General features: G+C 40.4%; 16 protein-coding genes and 1 pseudogene. 9 read left to right on the top strand and 8 right to left on the bottom strand.

From position 1 onward, the window contains the following. Positions 1 to 62 precede the first annotated feature (62 nt). Together FLM54_RS05565 and FLM54_RS05560 are read right to left on the bottom strand one after the other, a co-directional pair. On the bottom strand, positions 63 to 1,460 hold the full coding sequence (locus FLM54_RS05565; RefSeq protein WP_178955634.1) for a DEAD/DEAH box helicase: 1,398 nt from the start codon (positions 1,458 to 1,460) through the stop codon (positions 63 to 65). Between the two features lie 171 nt (positions 1,461 to 1,631). After that, the gene (locus FLM54_RS05560) at positions 1,632 to 2,471 is read right to left on the bottom strand and encodes an isopenicillin N synthase family dioxygenase (RefSeq protein ID WP_008111615.1); all 840 of its coding nucleotides are present in this window, start codon (positions 2,469 to 2,471) and stop codon (positions 1,632 to 1,634) included. A 310-nt stretch (positions 2,472 to 2,781) separates the two neighbouring features. Here FLM54_RS05560 and FLM54_RS05555 point away from each other — a divergent pair. Further along, positions 2,782 to 3,540: pseudogene (locus tag FLM54_RS05555) on the top strand (alpha/beta hydrolase family protein); the annotation flags it as partial. A gap of 134 nt (positions 3,541 to 3,674) precedes the next feature. Here FLM54_RS05555 and FLM54_RS05550 read toward each other — a convergent pair. Beyond that, complete coding sequence (locus FLM54_RS05550; RefSeq protein ID WP_178955630.1) at positions 3,675 to 4,421, bottom strand: alpha/beta hydrolase; 747 nt, start codon at positions 4,419 to 4,421, stop codon at positions 3,675 to 3,677. 129 nt (positions 4,422 to 4,550) lie between these two features. Here FLM54_RS05550 and FLM54_RS05545 point away from each other — a divergent pair, with 129 nt between their 5' ends. Beyond that, complete coding sequence (locus tag FLM54_RS05545; RefSeq protein ID WP_008111621.1) at positions 4,551 to 4,874, top strand: hypothetical protein; 324 nt, start codon at positions 4,551 to 4,553, stop codon at positions 4,872 to 4,874. 35 nt (positions 4,875 to 4,909) lie between these two features. On the opposite strand, the gene FLM54_RS05540 is transcribed toward FLM54_RS05545, so the two are convergent. Both FLM54_RS05540 and aspS read right to left on the bottom strand, forming a co-directional pair. After that, entirely contained in the window at positions 4,910 to 5,509 is a 600-nt protein-coding gene (locus FLM54_RS05540; RefSeq protein ID WP_075169531.1) for a pentapeptide repeat-containing protein, read from the bottom strand. Positions 5,510 to 5,609: 100 nt separating this feature from the next. Continuing rightward, positions 5,610 to 7,388 (bottom strand): aspartate--tRNA ligase, encoded by a 1,779-nt coding sequence (gene aspS / locus FLM54_RS05535; RefSeq protein WP_013464572.1) that lies wholly within the window; start codon positions 7,386 to 7,388, stop codon positions 5,610 to 5,612. A 237-nt stretch (positions 7,389 to 7,625) separates the two neighbouring features. Between aspS and FLM54_RS05530 the strand changes: the two genes are divergently transcribed. Together FLM54_RS05530 and FLM54_RS05525 are read left to right on the top strand one after the other, a co-directional pair. Continuing rightward, the gene (locus FLM54_RS05530; protein ID WP_178955628.1) at positions 7,626 to 8,474 is read left to right on the top strand and encodes a DUF72 domain-containing protein; all 849 of its coding nucleotides are present in this window, start codon (positions 7,626 to 7,628) and stop codon (positions 8,472 to 8,474) included. Positions 8,475 to 8,501: 27 nt separating this feature from the next. Continuing rightward, positions 8,502 to 8,999 (top strand): M48 family metallopeptidase, encoded by a 498-nt coding sequence (locus FLM54_RS05525; protein WP_178955626.1) that lies wholly within the window; start codon positions 8,502 to 8,504, stop codon positions 8,997 to 8,999. 162 nt (positions 9,000 to 9,161) lie between these two features. Here the strand turns inward: FLM54_RS05525 and FLM54_RS05520 are convergent, their stop codons facing one another. Further along, complete coding sequence (locus FLM54_RS05520; protein ID WP_178955625.1) at positions 9,162 to 9,845, bottom strand: DUF3334 family protein; 684 nt, start codon at positions 9,843 to 9,845, stop codon at positions 9,162 to 9,164. Between the two features lie 116 nt (positions 9,846 to 9,961). Between FLM54_RS05520 and cmoA the strand changes: the two genes are divergently transcribed. The 5 genes from cmoA to FLM54_RS05495 all read left to right on the top strand — a co-directional run bounded on the left by cmoA (position 9,962) and on the right by FLM54_RS05495 (position 14,319). After that, on the top strand, positions 9,962 to 10,687 hold the full coding sequence (gene cmoA, locus FLM54_RS05515) for a carboxy-S-adenosyl-L-methionine synthase CmoA (protein WP_008111640.1): 726 nt from the start codon (positions 9,962 to 9,964) through the stop codon (positions 10,685 to 10,687). A gap of 15 nt (positions 10,688 to 10,702) precedes the next feature. After that, on the top strand, positions 10,703 to 11,671 hold the full coding sequence (gene cmoB / locus FLM54_RS05510) for a tRNA 5-methoxyuridine(34)/uridine 5-oxyacetic acid(34) synthase CmoB (protein WP_178955623.1): 969 nt from the start codon (positions 10,703 to 10,705) through the stop codon (positions 11,669 to 11,671). 197 nt (positions 11,672 to 11,868) lie between these two features. Beyond that, entirely contained in the window at positions 11,869 to 12,921 is a 1,053-nt protein-coding gene (gene purM, locus FLM54_RS05505) for a phosphoribosylformylglycinamidine cyclo-ligase (protein ID WP_055011761.1), read from the top strand. Then, on the top strand, positions 12,921 to 13,568 hold the full coding sequence (purN, locus tag FLM54_RS05500) for a phosphoribosylglycinamide formyltransferase (protein ID WP_054202175.1): 648 nt from the start codon (positions 12,921 to 12,923) through the stop codon (positions 13,566 to 13,568). Before purM ends, purN begins: the two co-directional genes overlap by 1 nt. Continuing rightward, the gene (locus tag FLM54_RS05495; RefSeq protein WP_232735522.1) at positions 13,522 to 14,319 is read left to right on the top strand and encodes a DUF3108 domain-containing protein; all 798 of its coding nucleotides are present in this window, start codon (positions 13,522 to 13,524) and stop codon (positions 14,317 to 14,319) included. The genes purN and FLM54_RS05495 overlap by 47 nt, the downstream gene beginning before the upstream one ends. Before the next feature lie 129 nt (positions 14,320 to 14,448). Here FLM54_RS05495 and FLM54_RS05490 read toward each other — a convergent pair whose 3' ends face one another. Both FLM54_RS05490 and FLM54_RS05485 read right to left on the bottom strand, forming a co-directional pair. After that, on the bottom strand, positions 14,449 to 15,213 hold the full coding sequence (locus FLM54_RS05490; RefSeq protein ID WP_178955621.1) for a class II glutamine amidotransferase: 765 nt from the start codon (positions 15,211 to 15,213) through the stop codon (positions 14,449 to 14,451). 217 nt (positions 15,214 to 15,430) lie between these two features. Then, the gene (locus tag FLM54_RS05485; protein ID WP_232735458.1) at positions 15,431 to 16,408 is read right to left on the bottom strand and encodes a S66 peptidase family protein; all 978 of its coding nucleotides are present in this window, start codon (positions 16,406 to 16,408) and stop codon (positions 15,431 to 15,433) included. Positions 16,409 to 16,472 lie beyond the last annotated feature (64 nt).

Here is a 16,472-nt window from a genome sequence, read left to right as displayed (position 1 = left end):
GCATTAAAAAACGCGCTACCAGTAAAAGTAAGCGCGTTTTTATTAAAGCGAACTAAACCTAATTAGTCGTTATTTGCTGGACGACGACGGCGTTGACCACTGCCCCCAACCGATTGACGCTTTGCCCATGGGTTTTGTGCATTATCATCGGTTTTAGCTGCTGGCTTTTTAGAGCCACCACGACGTGGGCCCGTACCATTGCCACCATTGTTAGGCTTTTTGCTATTAGGCTTGCTGCTATCTGATTTAGGCTTATTAAATGGTTGTTTTTTCTTTGGCTTTTTAGCAGGTAACGGGCGTGCATCGAGTGCGCGCTCAGCAACAGGGTTAGCCGGTTCAAAACCTTCTTCTTCAGCACGTGGAATTAGCTCGCCAATAAAGCGCTCAATGCCGTATAAATCTATTGCATCGTCAACCGTTACAAACGAAATAGCATGCCCTGATGCTCCCGCACGACCAGTTCGGCCAATACGGTGAACATAATCTTCATATACATTAGGTAAGTCGTAGTTTACAACATGCGGTAATTCAACAATGTCTAAACCACGTGCAACAATATCGGTTGCCACTAATACGCGCACTTCACCACTTTTAAAGCCCTCTAGTGCTTTAACACGCGCGCCCTGAGATTTATTGCCATGGATTGCCGCACCAACAATATCATCGCGTTCAAGTTGCTTAACTAAACGATTAGCACCATGTTTAGTACGACTAAATACCAGTACTTGTTGCCAATCGTTGCTACGAATTAAATGGCTTAATAGGGCCGTTTTACGTGCTTTGTCTACTGCGTATACGCTTTGCGTGACACTTTTTGCGGTGGTGTTTTTAGCTGCAACAGAAATTTCAACGGGGTCGTTAATTAACCCTTTTGCCAGCGCGCGAATATCATCCGAAAACGTGGCTGAGAACATTAAGTTTTGACGCTTTTCAGGCATTTTTGCAATCAGGCGCTTAATATCATGGATAAAGCCCATGTCTAACATACGGTCGGCTTCATCTAAAACCAGTACTTCAACGCTATCAAATTTAACCGCGTTTTGATTGTGTAAATCAATTAAACGCCCTGGTGTCGCCACTAAAATATCAACCCCTTTGCGCAGGCGCTGCATTTGTGGGTTAATTTTAACACCACCGTAAACAACAAACGAACTCACGTTTGAATGCTTAGCATATTCTTCAACATTTTCACTTACTTGCAACGCAAGCTCACGGGTTGGCGTTAAAATAAGCGCACGAACATGATTACTTTTTGCTTTAGTACCCGACGATAAACGCTCAATCAGTGGCAAAGTAAAACCAGCGGTTTTACCGGTACCGGTTTGCGCTGCGGCCATTACATCGCGACGTGCAATAATTGCTGGAATAGCTTGAGCCTGAATAGGCGTTGGCGTTTCATAGCCCTTTTCTAAAACCGCATTAACTAAAGACTGTGATAAACCTAAACCATCAAAACTCATATAAACTCTCTATTTCAAATTAGGCCAAAGTGGCCAGTTGCGCGCATTATACCTTTAGTGGCTCAGAATGCATGCCATTATTTACTTTGTGCCAAATCAATAAACACAAATACTAAAAAAGCGGCTAAACAGCCGCTTTTTATTTACCTGAGCATTACAAATGCTAAAAGATTATTTTACACCTAACTCACGTAAACGCTCTTGTAAGTAGCTATCTGCTGTGTAGCGATCAGATAACACCACATCTGGACGAGGGTGTAAAAACAATGGTAATGAAATACGTGATTTGGTTGTTGCTTTACCCGATGGATTAATTACACGGTGAATCGTTGATGGGAAGTAGCCACCCGATGCTTCTTGTAGCATGTCACCAATATTAATAATTAAACTACCAAAATCACATGGCACGTCTAACCAACCGCCATCGGTTTTTTGTACTTGTAAGCCTGGCTCATTTGACGCCGGTAATACGGTTAATAAGTTAATATCACCGTGCGCAGCAGCACGAATAGCACCAGGCTCTTCATCACCTGTCATTGGCGGGTAATGTAAAATACGTAACAACGTTTGCTCAGACTGGGCAATCATATCTTTTAAATCAATAGAGAACTTAGCACGCACTTCTTCAGGCGCTTCAGCCTGAACCCAGCTTAATAATGTTGCCGCAAATTCATTAGCTAAACGGTAGTACTCACGTACATCTGCTTCTAATTGTGCAGGAACACGGCCTTTAGGGTAAACATGAAAGTACTCTTTAATGTCTTTTACCGTATGGCCTTTAGCTACTTCTGATACCGACGGTGGAAAATAACCATCTTGCGTTTCTTTTGAAAATAAAAACTCATGCTTTTGCTCTGAGTTAAAAAAGTCTTGCCAATTTTTATAAATAGACTCAACTAAAGATTGCGGAATAGGATGGTTTTTTAATACGCCAAAACCAGTATTTCTCAACGATTCAACAAATTGCGCAGCCGCATCGTCCGCTTTATAATCAACTGTAGGTAATTGCATGGTACATTCCAGTAAGTAGGTTGTTAGAAGCCATTTACTAATTCGCTTAAGCCACAGGTCTACACGAAATTAGTATTACATTCAAATATAGCTTAACTACTTAATTCAAGTAATAAAGGCTGCATTTTTATGCTGTGCGAGGATAGACAAACCCCCTTGAAATTATAAGGACATATGTCCGCACTCAATAAGCAAGCCTTCTCTGCCTTGATCAAGATCAAAATAACGCTTGTATTGAATTTTCACCCCATCGTACCAATCTATTCCTTATCAGCATCACACACTATATCAACTTGTTAAGGCTCTCTACATGCGACAAAAAGTTTCTTTTAAAAGCGGTGAATTAGAACTCGCTGGACAACTTGAACAGCCCTCTGGTGAAGTGAAATTTTATGCCTTATTTGCTCACTGTTTTACCTGCTCTAAAGATGTAGCGGCTGCAACACGAATAAGTCGCGCGCTCACTCAGCAAGGCATTGCTGTATTACGCTTTGATTTTACAGGGCTTGGTAATAGCGATGGTGACTTTGCCAACAGTAACTTTTCATCAAACATTCAAGACTTAGTGGCTGCAGCCAATCACTTAAGAACACACTTTAAAGCACCTCAGTTATTGATAGGCCACAGTTTAGGTGGTGCTGCGGTGCTTGCAGCAGCAGAGCACATACCCGAAGTATCGGCCATTACGACTATAGGTGCGCCATCGGATGCTCAGCACGTTACCCATAATTTTGCTGCTCATTTAGATGAAATAAACCAATCGGGTGAAGCAAAAGTGTGTTTAGCCGGGCGGGAATTTACGATTAAAAAACAATTTATAGATGACATCGCCAAATACGATAACAGCCATATAGGTAAGCTTAAGCGTGCTTTGTTAGTTATGCACTCTCCTATTGATGCTACCGTGAATATTAGTGAAGCCGAAAAAATTTACGCCGCTGCCAAGCATCCAAAAAGCTTTATAAGTTTAGATAATGCCGATCACTTACTCAGTAATAAAGAAGACGCTAACTACGCAGCCGATGTTATTGCTACGTGGGCTAATCGCTATGTTGAATACGATTACTCGAAATAGCCGACAAATGCCCTGTGCATAAAACGCTACATAATAGCCCGCTGATGGTTAGTGAATTAGTGGAGTGACTACATGAATAAGCGCAGTATTAACTGCGCTATTTAGGATTTTAAAGCTGACTGTATCGTTTAATTTTCTAAAAAAGTCGTTATTTCTTTACTCATTCTACCTACCAGCCATTTAGGGCCGCCATCGTACATATCGTTATGACGTGATTTTTCTATCAACGTTTGCGTAACAGGATAAACGGTTAACTCTTGGTCGGTTAAAAGCACGTTTGCATCGGCTGGATAATCACTACCGCGCAGTGTGAGCACGCGTGTGTTTTTATTGCGTGGCAATAACATGCGGCGGTGATCGAGCGTAATTAATTGGCTTACTTCACTTGGATAAATAGCTGCATACAAGGCTGAAATATCTCCACCATTTGAGTGGCCAAATAAAGTGAGTTTTGTAAAATCATACTCAGGGTATTTAACACTTAGCTCGTTGACTAAAAATTTGAGGGTTACAACACCCCGGTGCCAATTTTCCATACGAGTAGTTAGGTATGGCTGCGCACGATTAAGTGCAGGGTCACTTTTAAGTTCATGTGCTACCGCAATGCTTAAATAGCCTTGCGCATTAAATAACTTACTCGCAAAGGTGTATTCATCGTGGCTAATGCCATACCCTGCATTTACAAATACCACAGGGCATTTGACTTGCGCGCTGCACTTAAGGTGGTTAGCTGGTAGGGTAATATTTACAGGTATAGAGCGATTACGACTTTCATCAATGATTGCATCGTCTTGGGCATAACTTGATGATGCAAATAGCGTAGAACTTAAAGTCAGTGCACTTAACATTAAACGCTTTTTTATAATTTTTAACATGCATTCCCTTGTATTACTTATACATTTTTAACTAACATTAATTTTTATTATAAAGGTTAGCGCGCGCCTTTGCTAATTTGTGCGATAATAGCGATTATTGTTTTACTATTATCGCAAAAGAATCCATTCATGAAATCATATAGCAGCATTGAACAACGCATCGACATTCTCCAAAGCAGAATTGAAGCCTACCAAGAAGAAATTAAAGTGTTACAAGCCGAGCCGAAAAGTAACAACGAACGGATTATTTTTAAGTTCATTGAAACCGGCAGTACAGGTAAAACCAAAGACTTTGTGAGAGAGCTGGGAATTAAATCACCGCGTGATAGCTTATATTCATCAGGTGATGTAACTAAACTGATTAAAGATGGCGCTGATGATATTTCGCCTGAGCTACTGAGCATAGCCCGCGCACTTGCTAGTGCACGTAACAAAAATGGCCCTGCTTGCTAATAGTAAATATACGTATTAGCCGTAAGCTCTTGCGGCTAATCAACCAGCTCGATATCAAGTCCAGCTAATAAGTTTAACGCTTCAAGCCGTTCAAACTTTGCATTACTCACATCATTGCTTGTTATATCAATATTAAATTGCGTTGCGCCAACAAAGTTTGCTTTCCTCAAATTAGTTTGATGAAACAGGCTGTCTCTAAAGTCAGTATCCGAGAAGTTGCTTTGAGCTAAGTTAGCGTGCCTAAAATCGACATCTTTGGCAAAACAGTTCGTCATTGTTAAGGCTTTTAACTGTAATTCAAAAAACGAACTATGGCTCAGCTCACACTGTTTAAAACTCACCGGTGACGTTAGCGCTAATTGCGGCCAATTTACTTGTCCCCACATTATGCTATTGAGTTTACAATTTGCAAAGCTCACCTCTTCTAGTGAGCTGTAATTCCAATTAAGCTCAGTCAAATTACAGTTAATAAACTCACACTCTATAAACCGACAGGCATTAAACTGGCTGTGACTAAAATCGCACTCAATAAACTGACATTGTTCAAACTCAATATCGCTAAAGCGCTTTGCATTTGCTGTAAAGTTTAAAAATGGCTGATCGAAATAATGACTATCTTTAAATAGCTCACTCATAAATATAAAGCACCTAAATTGGGTTATGCCAAACAAAAAACCCCTTAGGTATTTAGCCTAAGGGGTTTTGATCTAACTAAACACTATGGTTAAGCTAGCTTCATTCTGCGCTTGGTAATTCTTTCTCAACTACACTAATAGCAAGCTCTGTCAGCGAATCGCTGTTTGCTTTGCTAGGCGCATCTGTTAATAAACACGATGCTTGTGTGGTTTTAGGGAAAGCAATAACGTCACGAATGTTATCAGTTCCACATAGCAACATAACTAAACGGTCTAAACCGAACGCTAAACCTGCATGCGGTGGTGTGCCGTATTTAAGTGCATCAAGTAAGAAACCAAATTTATCTTGCTGCTCTTGCGCTTCAATACCTAAAATTCTAAATGCCGCTTCTTGCATATCTGCATTGTGAATACGTACCGAGCCACCGCCCACTTCGTAGCCGTTTAATACCATATCGTAAGCATCTGAAATAGCCGCTGCTGGGTTTGCTTCAAGCTCACTGGCACTAATATCTTTTGGTGCAGTAAATGGATGGTGTACAGCGTGTAGTGTGCCTTCGTCATCTTCTTCAAACATTGGGAAGTCAACAACCCAAAGTGGTGCCCAGCTATCTAAATTAGTGATTTCTAAATCAATACCAATTTTTAAACGAAGTGCGCCCATGGCTTCATTTACGGTGTTGCGTTTATCCGCACCAAATAAAATGATATCGCCTGTTTGTGCATTAGTACGTTCAAGTAACTGCGTGATCACGTCTTCATTTAAGAATTTAGCGATTGGCGATTGCACGCCCTCAACGCCTGCATCGCGGTCATTTACTTTCATCCATGCTAAACCTTTAGCACCGTAAATACCGATAAACTTAGTGTAATCATCTAGTTGCTTACGAGAAAGTGATGCGCCACCTGGTACCGTTAGTACTGCAACACGGCCTTTTTCATCGTTTGCTGGGCCTGAGAATACTTTAAATTCTACGTCTTTTACTAAATCGGCTACATCAATAAGCTTCATTGGGTTACGTAAGTCTGGCTTATCAGAACCATATAGGCTCATTGCCTCAGAGTAAGGCATAATTGGGAAATCACCTAAATCAACATTTAGTAATGACTGCCACATTTCACGGATCATTTTCTCTGTCATGCCACGTACTTGATCAGAGCTCATGAACGAGGTTTCTAAATCTATTTGAGTAAATTCAGGTTGACGGTCAGCACGTAAGTCTTCATCACGGAAACATTTAACAATTTGGTAGTAACGGTCAAAACCCGACATCATCAACAATTGCTTAAATAACTGTGGTGACTGTGGTAATGCGTAAAAGCTACCTTTATGAACACGACTTGGTACTAAGTAATCGCGCGCACCTTCAGGCGTTGCTTTAGTTAGCACTGGCGTTTCGATATCTAAAAAGCCATTTTCATCTAAAAAGCGACGTACAAAGCTGCTTGCTTTAGCACGTAATTTAATGCGGTCGCTCATTTCTAAACGACGTAAATCTAAGTAACGGTATTTTAAACGACGCTCTTCTGAGTTCACTTGGTTAAAATCAAGTGGCATAGGCTCAGAGCGGTTAATAATAGTTAAACCCGTGCCTAAAATTTCTACTTCGCCGGTTGCCATATCTTTGTTTACTTGGCTATCTGGGCGAGCGCGTACAATCCCTTTTAACTGAACACAAAATTCTTGACGAAGTTTGTTAGCTGTTTCCATTAATCCTTCAACTTCCGGATCGAATACAACTTGTACTAAACCTTCTCTATCACGTAAATCGACAAAGATAAGTCCGCCAAGGTCACGTCGTTTGTTGATCCAGCCACATAGTTCAACTTCCTGATCTACGTGAGTTTTATTTAGCTGTCCGCAGTATATAGAGCGCATAGTTTTCCTGTCAGATAAAAGGCATATAGCGGTTAAACACCGTTGTTTTAAAAGTTTTTATAAACACCAAAATGAAAATAAAACCGCTAGCAATTCAAAATAATCAAATTAAGCCCTGCATTATACCCAAGTCGGTTGAAGATGCTAGGGCGTGTTTACCTTTCTAGGTTGAATTTACAGCGCACTGTTTTGTTATTTGTTACACTACCGGCACTTTATAACAAGGCTTTTGTTTGTATGCTATATATTGGATGCCCGCAGTGGTCGAGCAACGCATGGAAAGGAAACTTATTTTCACGCCAGTGTAAAAATGCCGATATGCTTAGCGAATATGCGCAGCATTTTAATTCGGTAGAGGGTAATACTAGCTTTTACGCCGACCCCTCGCCTGACACTGTATTACGCTGGGCTGCGAGTGTACCCGATGAGTTTAAATTTACCTTTAAATTTCATCGGCGCTTTAGTCACGAACTCCAACTTACTAACGTGCAACATGAGCTAACTAATTGGCTTAATTTATTCGCCCCGCTATTTGAAAAAACAGGGCAAATAATGCTGCAATTACCTAAAGCGTTTGCGCCACAACATTTAGCTAAGCTTGCCGCTTTTATAGATTTACTTCCTAAAGAGCTAAACTATGGGGTTGAGGTACGCCACCCTGATTTTTTCAAAAAAGGTGAGGCCGAAATCGCACTTAATCAGCTTTTAATGGCACACAATATAAATCGCATTGCTATGGATACTCGGGCGCTCTTTGCGGTAAAGCCAACCACCGAAGCGCTAATAGACGCACAACAGAAAAAGCCGCATTTACCAGTGCACGCTATTGCAACGGGCTCGCAGCCTATGGCGCGCTTTGTTATTGCTGATTTAGAAAACGATTATAAGACCTTTTATCAGCCTTGGCTTAGCAAAGTAAGCCAGTGGCTCGATGAGGGCAAAAGCCCCTATGTGTTTTTTCATACCGCTGATAACCGTGAAGCGCCTTTACTAGCTCGCCAATTTTGTCAAGATTTGGGGTATAATCACAACGTACTCAATCCATTTAGTGGCGAAAAAGAAGCCCACCAGCAAGCACTTTTTTAAAAATAAATTCAAAATACAGAGACAATAATGAGTGAATACGCACGTTACTTTACCGGCTACCCTGCCAATATCGTTGAGCAAGTATTAGGCCTAATAAAAGCAGGAAAGGTATGTGAGTATTTACTTAAAAAGTACCCGCAGGCGCATCGTATTACCAGTGATAAGTTACTGTATAGCTACGCCACTGAGCTTAAAAAGCAGTATTTAAAAAACGCCCCACCGTTTGGACGCGCTGCGTTTAAAAAACAAGGTGATATGGTTACCAATGCGCTCGGTACCCACACGTACCGTATGCAAGGTAAAACCCGCAAGCATGATTTAGCCATCAACAGCGATTTACTGCGCGCGCCAGAGCCATTATTAAAAGCATTAGTGGTGCACGAACTCGCGCATTTTAAAGAAAAAGACCATAACAAAGGCTTTTATAAACTGTGCTGCCATATGGAGCCGCAGTACCATCAGCTAGAGCTGGATTTACGGATTTTTTGTGTAGCTATTGCGAGGGGTGAGAATCCCTATAATTGAGCGATCAGCCAAAATATAATTACGTATTGAATCATAACTAAAGCACTCAAAAATAAAAAACGCGATGCTAAACCGCGTTTTTATAATTTACTAATAGCTACAAGCTGACAGCTCAAAAGCTCGTTGGGTTTCGTTTCACTCAACCCAACCTACGTAAAAACGTTAAAGCCCTAATTCGGCCATAAAGTCGTCGTCGCTATCATCTTGCTTTGGCTGTTTTGCTTTTTCCTTATCCGCTTTTTGCTTGGCTTCGTTTGCGATAATGTCGTCTGGGTCTATGGCTTCTACAATGTCAAAATCGTGAAGTTTAATAAACTCTGTTTTATCCATCGCCAACTCTAAATAGAAGATATTTTGGTTGCGAGTGGTAAACGTTACACGGCGTGCTTGCGGACGATCCATAGTGGTATCAACCGATATTTGCACTTGCTTGTTAATAGCCATCATTTTTGGCTGATTTTGGGTAATAGAGGTATGTAGCTGTTCACGCACTTTTGACGTGAAGTCGCCCACTATTTGGTTCATCAACTCACCCATCACGTTTGAAACGTCATCAGATAAGTGACTATGCGCGATCTCCTCTTCTGGCATGCCCATATTACGCATGTAATCACCATAAATTTCCATCGCAGCTTGCGCCGTAAAGTTGGTAACGACTAAACCGGTAAAGCCCCCATCAAATAAAACAAAACAGCCTATGTCTGGTCGCATACAAGTACGAGTAATTTTTTGTACCATGGCTGAATAGCTGATCTCGTTGCCGCTGGCTGATGAAAGTACACCCGTTACTGAGTGGCATAATGTTGCTAATATATCGTCGGTGCTAATAACTTTACTTTTGCTCATTTAATAATCTCTTTTATACTTATTCTTCATAATTCTAGTCAAGCTACTGAATTTATCACTGACTATCCAGTATAAAATGTTAAAATAGCACTATTATTTTCAAAGAGACTGCCTTCGTGAGTATAAAAGACAGTATTTATGCCTCTGAGCAACAAGTAAAAGACTTTAGTTTTGATCAAAATGTGGTTGAAGTATTTCCCGACATGATCCAACGCTCGGTACCCGGTTACGCCACCATAGTCAGTACTATGGGGAAATTAGCCGGTGAGTATGCTCAGCCAAATTCAAATTTGTATGACCTAGGCTGCTCGTTAGGGGCGGTTACCCTAAGTATGCGCCGTAATATTCAAACTGATAGCTGCCACATTATTGCTGTAGATAACTCACAAGCCATGGTGGAGCGTTGTAAGGTCCATTTACAAGGGTTCAGATCAGACGTTCCTGTAACTGTAACTTTAGGTGATATCAACGAGCTCGATATTCAAAATGCATCGGTAGTGGCGATGAATTTCACCCTGCAGTTTATTCCACCAGCGCAGCGCAAAGCGGTACTTGAAAAAATATACGCTAATTTAAAGCCCGGTGGCGTTTTGCTACTAAGTGAAAAAATTAAAGCCGAAAACGAGCAATGCGATAACCTATTGATTGACTTGCACCACGACTTTAAGCGTCATAATGGCTACTCTGAGCTTGAAATAAGCCAAAAGCGTACCGCCATTGAAAACGTAATGCGCCCCGATACACTTAGCACACATACACAACGTTTAAGCGACATTGGTTTTAGCCAAACGCAAGTGTGGTATCAATGTTTTAATTTTTGCTCAATGGTAGCAATTAAATAATTTAGAGAGTGACACATGTCTGCATGGTTTAACCAATTTTACGCTGCAATTGCACAAAGCCCACTTAGCCACTGGCTAGAAACCTTGCCCGCGCAATTAAAGCATTGGCAACAAGAGGCTAGCCATGGCGATTTGCCTCAATGGCAAAAAGTACTAAAAAACTTACCTGAGGTATCAACAAACCACGTTGATATTGTCAGCAAAGTAGCAATAGGCGCGCCTGGCGAAATGACTGAAGGCGAGCAAAAACAAACCACGCATTTATTAAAACGGATGATGCCTTGGCGTAAAGGCCCATTTAATGTGCACGGTATCGACATTAATACAGAATGGCGCAGTGACTGGAAATGGGATCGACTCCTACCGCATATTGAGCCATTAAAAGGCCGTACTGTATTAGATATTGGTTGTGGCTCGGGTTATCACCTATGGCGTATGCGCGGTGAAGGTGCTCAGTTTGTGGTAGGTATTGATCCATCTGACTTATTTTTATGCCAATTTCAGGCTATTAAACACTTTAACCCTGATGAAAACGTGCATTTATTACCATTAGGTGTTGAAGCCCTACCAGAACTTAAAGCATTTGATACGGTATTTTCGATGGGAGTACTTTATCACCGTCGCTCACCTATCGACTTTTTAGCGCAATTAAAAGCACAGCTTCGCCCAGGCGGTGAGCTGGTGCTTGAAACCTTAGTTATTGAAGGCGATGAAAACACCGTACTGGTTCCGACCGACCGCTACGCGAAAATGCGTAATGTATGGTTTATTCCAAGCACTGCTGCATTAAAACTGTGGATGGAACGTGTTGGCTTTAAAGATGTGCAAATTAAAGATTGCGCTATTACAACGCTCGACGAGCAGCGTAAAACTGACTGGATGGAAAACGAATCTTTAGTTGACTTTTTAGACCCTACTGACACCAGTAAAACCATTGAAGGCTACTCTGCTCCACTTAGAGCGATACTTACAGCAAAAGCCTAATTTGTAGTATTAATTTTTATTTCCATGTTAAAAAGCGCCATTGGGCGCTTTTTTTTGTTTACTAATGCAACAATTAGCGGACAAGTGTCCTTGTCTTTAAAATCAAATCTAGATTTCAACTAGCCGCGCCCCTGCAATTGTTGTAAAATACGCGCGTTTCTAAGTAAGCATCAAAACAACTATTTTGAGGAAAACCTGTGAGCGAACAAAAACAGTCTCTAAGCTATAAAGACGCGGGCGTAGATATCGACGCTGGTAATGCACTTGTTGAGCGTATTAAAGGTGTAGTTAAAAAAACTCGTCGTCCTGAAGTGATGGGCGGAATTGGTGGTTTTGGCGCACTTTGCGAAATTCCTGAAGGTTATAAGCAACCTGTACTTGTAGCAGGCACTGACGGTGTTGGCACTAAGTTACGTTTAGCAATTGACCTTAAAAAGCACGATACCGTAGGTATCGACTTAGTTGCGATGTGTGTAAATGATTTAATAGTACAAGGCGCTGAACCCCTGTTTTTTCTAGATTACTATGCAACGGGTAAACTAGATGTAGACACAGCAGCCGACGTAGTAACCGGTATTGGTAAAGGTTGTGAAATTTCAGGTTGTGCCCTAATTGGTGGCGAAACAGCTGAAATGCCAGGTATGTATGATGGTGAAGACTACGACATGGCAGGCTTTTGTACCGGTGTGGTAGAAAAATCAAAAATTATTGATGGCACTAAAGTAGCTGCAGGCGATCAGCTAATTGCGCTTGCTTCTAGCGGCCCTCACTCAAACGGTTTCTCACTAATTCGTAAAGTATTAGAAGTCTCTAACGCTGATACTAACCAAGTGATTGATGGCAAAACCTTAGGTGAGCACCTTTTAGAACCAACACGCATTTACGTTAAGCCATTACTTGAGTTGTTTAAGCAAGTAGATGTGCATGCGCTTTCGCATATTACTGGTGGCGGTTTTTGGGAAAATATCCCTCGTGTATTACCTGAATCTGCTAAAGCGGTTGTTAAAGGTGATAGCTGGCAGTGGCCTACTGTATTTAGTTGGTTGCAAGAAAATGGCAATATTACCACTCACGAAATGTACCGCACATTCAACTGTGGCGTAGGTATGGTGTTAGTTGTACCTGCAGATCAACTTGATAACAGCATTAACATTTTAAAAGATCTTGGCGAAAACGCATGGCACCTTGGTGAAATTCAAGATGCGGTTGCGGGCGAAGAGCAAGTTGAAATTGTAGGTGGTGCTGCGTAATGGCACCCACTCGTCTAGTAGTTTTAATCTCAGGCAGTGGCTCAAATTTACAAGCCATTATTGATGCCTGTGAAAGCGGCGAGATAAACGCTCATATTGCGGCTGTTATTAGTAATAAAGCAGACGCATATGGGTTAGAGCGTGCAAAAAGTGTAGGCATTGCTACGCAAGTACTGAGTCATAAAGAGTTTGACTCACGCGAAGCTTACGATGCCCAGTTAATGCATATAATTGACTCTTTTGAACCAAATCTAGTTGTATTAGCTGGGTTTATGCGTATTCTAACTCCTAGCTTAGTGCAAAAATATGTTGGAAAAATGTTGAACATTCATCCATCTTTGTTGCCTAAGTACCAGGGGCTGAATACCCACCAAAGAGCAATTGATGCAAAAGACGACGTTCACGGCGTTAGTGTTCACTTTGTAACTGAAGAATTAGATGGCGGACCCGTTATTCTTCAAGCTAAAGTGCCTGTATTAGCAAACGATACAGCAGACACGCTCGCTAAACGTGTGCATGCGCAAGAGCACATAATTTATCCTTTGGTGGTCAAGTGGTTCAGTGAACAACGACTTACGATGGAAGCAGATTATGCAGTTCTTGACGAAAAACAACTTCCTGCACACGGCGCGCACTACCCAAAATAAAAAATTAAGTGCTTGGCTACTATGTGCGGGCACTTTATTACTTCCTACCAGCCTGATTGCAGGCGAGTTAACCCAGTACCAAGCTAGTTATGATATTTTGCGCAAAGGCACTAATCATGGCAAAGCCGAGCGTGAACTAAAAAAACTCGATAATAATAACTACCAAGTCACTTACCACAGCGATATTGAATGGATGATTTTCTCTGACTCACGTCAGGAGTCATCAACCTTTAGCTTTATAAATGATAACGTAGAGCCAATTCAGTACGCTATGATCCGCACAGGCACTGGGCCTGACAAAAAGTATGAAATTAACTTTGACCGTCAAACCAAAACGGTTACCAGTAACACCAGCGATTACCCGTTAAAATGCCAATGGCATGATAACTTCCAAGATGGTATTTCTTATCAAGTACAAGTTCGTGAAGGTCTTAAAAAAGGCAAAACCAACTTCTCGTTTCCGTTGGTTGATAAAAAAGGTAATTGCCGTGACTACGACTTTGAAGTGGTAGAAACCGAAATGATTTCTCTGCCTATAGGTAATGTAGAAGCAGTGAAAGTTAAACGCTTATACGATAACGATAAACGCCAAGCTTTAGCCTGGTTTGCCCCAGAAATGGATTACATGCTAGTGCGCATGTGGAAGGGTGAAAAAGGTGTGGAGCAGTTTGAAGTGCAAATGAAATCGTTTACCGTGATCAACCCACCTGCTTTACCTGCAGAAGTGAAAAACGAAATAACACCAGAGTAAATTGCTTACAAGGTGCAAATGAAAGGCCCAAGTGTGACAAACATAACTTGGGTTTTTCATTTTTAACACTTATACACTTTATCAATTTGAAACTTTGAGTCGGGTTTCGTTTCACTCTAGCTACCCAAGCTACATTAATTCACCCATTTTAAATAACACAAACTCTCCTGGCTGCATTTTTTGCCAGCGCTCATCATTAGTTAATGGCCTTGTTGCTATAACCGTTACTACATCGTTTGGTGTGGTTTCTTGTTGAAAGTCGATCACCATGTCAGCATCAATCAATGTAGCTTTACCAAATGGCGCACGGCGCGTTATATAATGTAAGTTATTAGTACAATACGCTAAAACAAATACACCATCGGTCAATAACATATTAAATACGCCCTTTTCACGCAGTGTATGTGAAAGCTTGGCGGCATATCTAAAAACCGACGCCATATTACTTGGGCGCTTTGGGTATTTTTCGCGAATTTTGTCAAGTAACCAACAAAAAGCGAGTTCACTGTCGGTGTTTCCCACAGGGCGATAATACTCTGGTTTTAAATCGTGATAATTTGAAAGCTGCCCATTGTGTGCATAGGTTATTTCGCGCCCCCACAACTCTCGGGTAAACGGATGAGTGTTTTCAAGACACACCCGACCACGATTCCCTTGGCGAATATGACTAATAACCGATACACTTTTAATTGGGTACGCTTTTACCAGCTTTGCTATTTCTGACTGGTAACTTGGCTCTGGATCTTTAAAGGTTCTGCACCCTTTACCTTCATAAAAAGTAATGCCCCAGCCGTCTTTATGCGGGCCAGTATTTCCACCACGCTCCAACAACCCTGAAAAGCTAAAACAAATATCCGTTGGCACATTGGCTGACATGCCAAGTAATTCACACATAAAATAAATAAACCTTAAATTCAATAAATTAAAACTAAATAAACAATTAAATCTGGCACGCGGTCACAGTTTTGGTTTCACTTTGGATTTTTGTGTGCATATAATTTATTTTTATTTCTTTAATGACGTTATTGTTAAACAGCTGAAGAGCGTTAGCAAGTGGATACAAATTTATATTGATAATTATATTAAGGCTATTGACTCGAATATTTCTTAGCTAATGTTTTTCTATTATTATCTGTTTATAACTTTCCGTATCTATTTTCACAAATCCACCAATAGGAAAACATATATGGGGTGTTGTATGTCCAAAGTTTAAATTATAAAGCACGGGGATTGACGCTAGCTCTCGCTTAGATTTTATAATTTTTTTAAGTAAGACCTCAGATACTTCTGACTTTAATTGAAATTTCCCAATGACTATTCCTTTAACTTTATCGAAATGTTTTTGATGAATTAATGATTGAAGATCTCTGTCAAAGTTTGAAGGGGATGTTAACTCATCATCTTCAATAAATAATACAGAATTTGTTAAATCAGGCATAAATTCAGTTCCTTGAAGTAAATTTAAAGTGCAAAGGTTCCCTCCAACTATTTTTCCTTCTGCTTTGCCATGGTTTAAAACTTTTATACCATTGTCTTTATAAAAGTTTCTTTTTTCCTGATCTATAAACCATAAGTCATCACTCCACTGTGCTGGATTTATAACTTCATAAGGAGCACTTGAGAATAAACACTTTTTAATATAATTTATTGAAAAGTCAATCCCCTTGAGCATTCCCAGAGTTGAGTATGCAGGCCCAGAGTAAGTTACTAGTCCAGTTTTATGAAATATTGCATTTGATAAAGCTGTAGTATCAGAATAACCACAAATAATTTTTGGATTTCTTTTAACAATCGTATAGTCAATATACTTTAGTAATTGATTTACATTATCGCCCCCGATAACAGTAAAGATAGCTTTTACTTTTTTATCTAAGAATGCTTCATGTAAATCTTCAATTCTTTCTTCTATGGATGAAGACGAGAAATCATCTATTAATTCACAGTTTTTTGAAAATGATAATTTGAGGCCAAGCTCTTCAAATCTTTTATTTGCTATTTCTCGAGTCTCTTTGTCAATAATTGATAAACTTCTTGAAGGCGCAATTATCCTAACCTCATCATTCATTTTTAATTTATTAGGTATTATCAATTTACCTCCTACCAAATACTACTAATTAATCATTCAATATTATCTAATATACTATGTATCATTT

The sequence above is a fragment of the Pseudoalteromonas sp. Scap25 genome (assembly GCF_013394125.1).
In the GTDB taxonomy this organism is placed as follows: Bacteria; Pseudomonadota; Gammaproteobacteria; order Enterobacterales; family Alteromonadaceae; genus Pseudoalteromonas.
The sequence above is the reverse complement of the archived record's forward strand: the minus strand, read 5'-3'. Positions and strand labels throughout refer to the sequence as shown.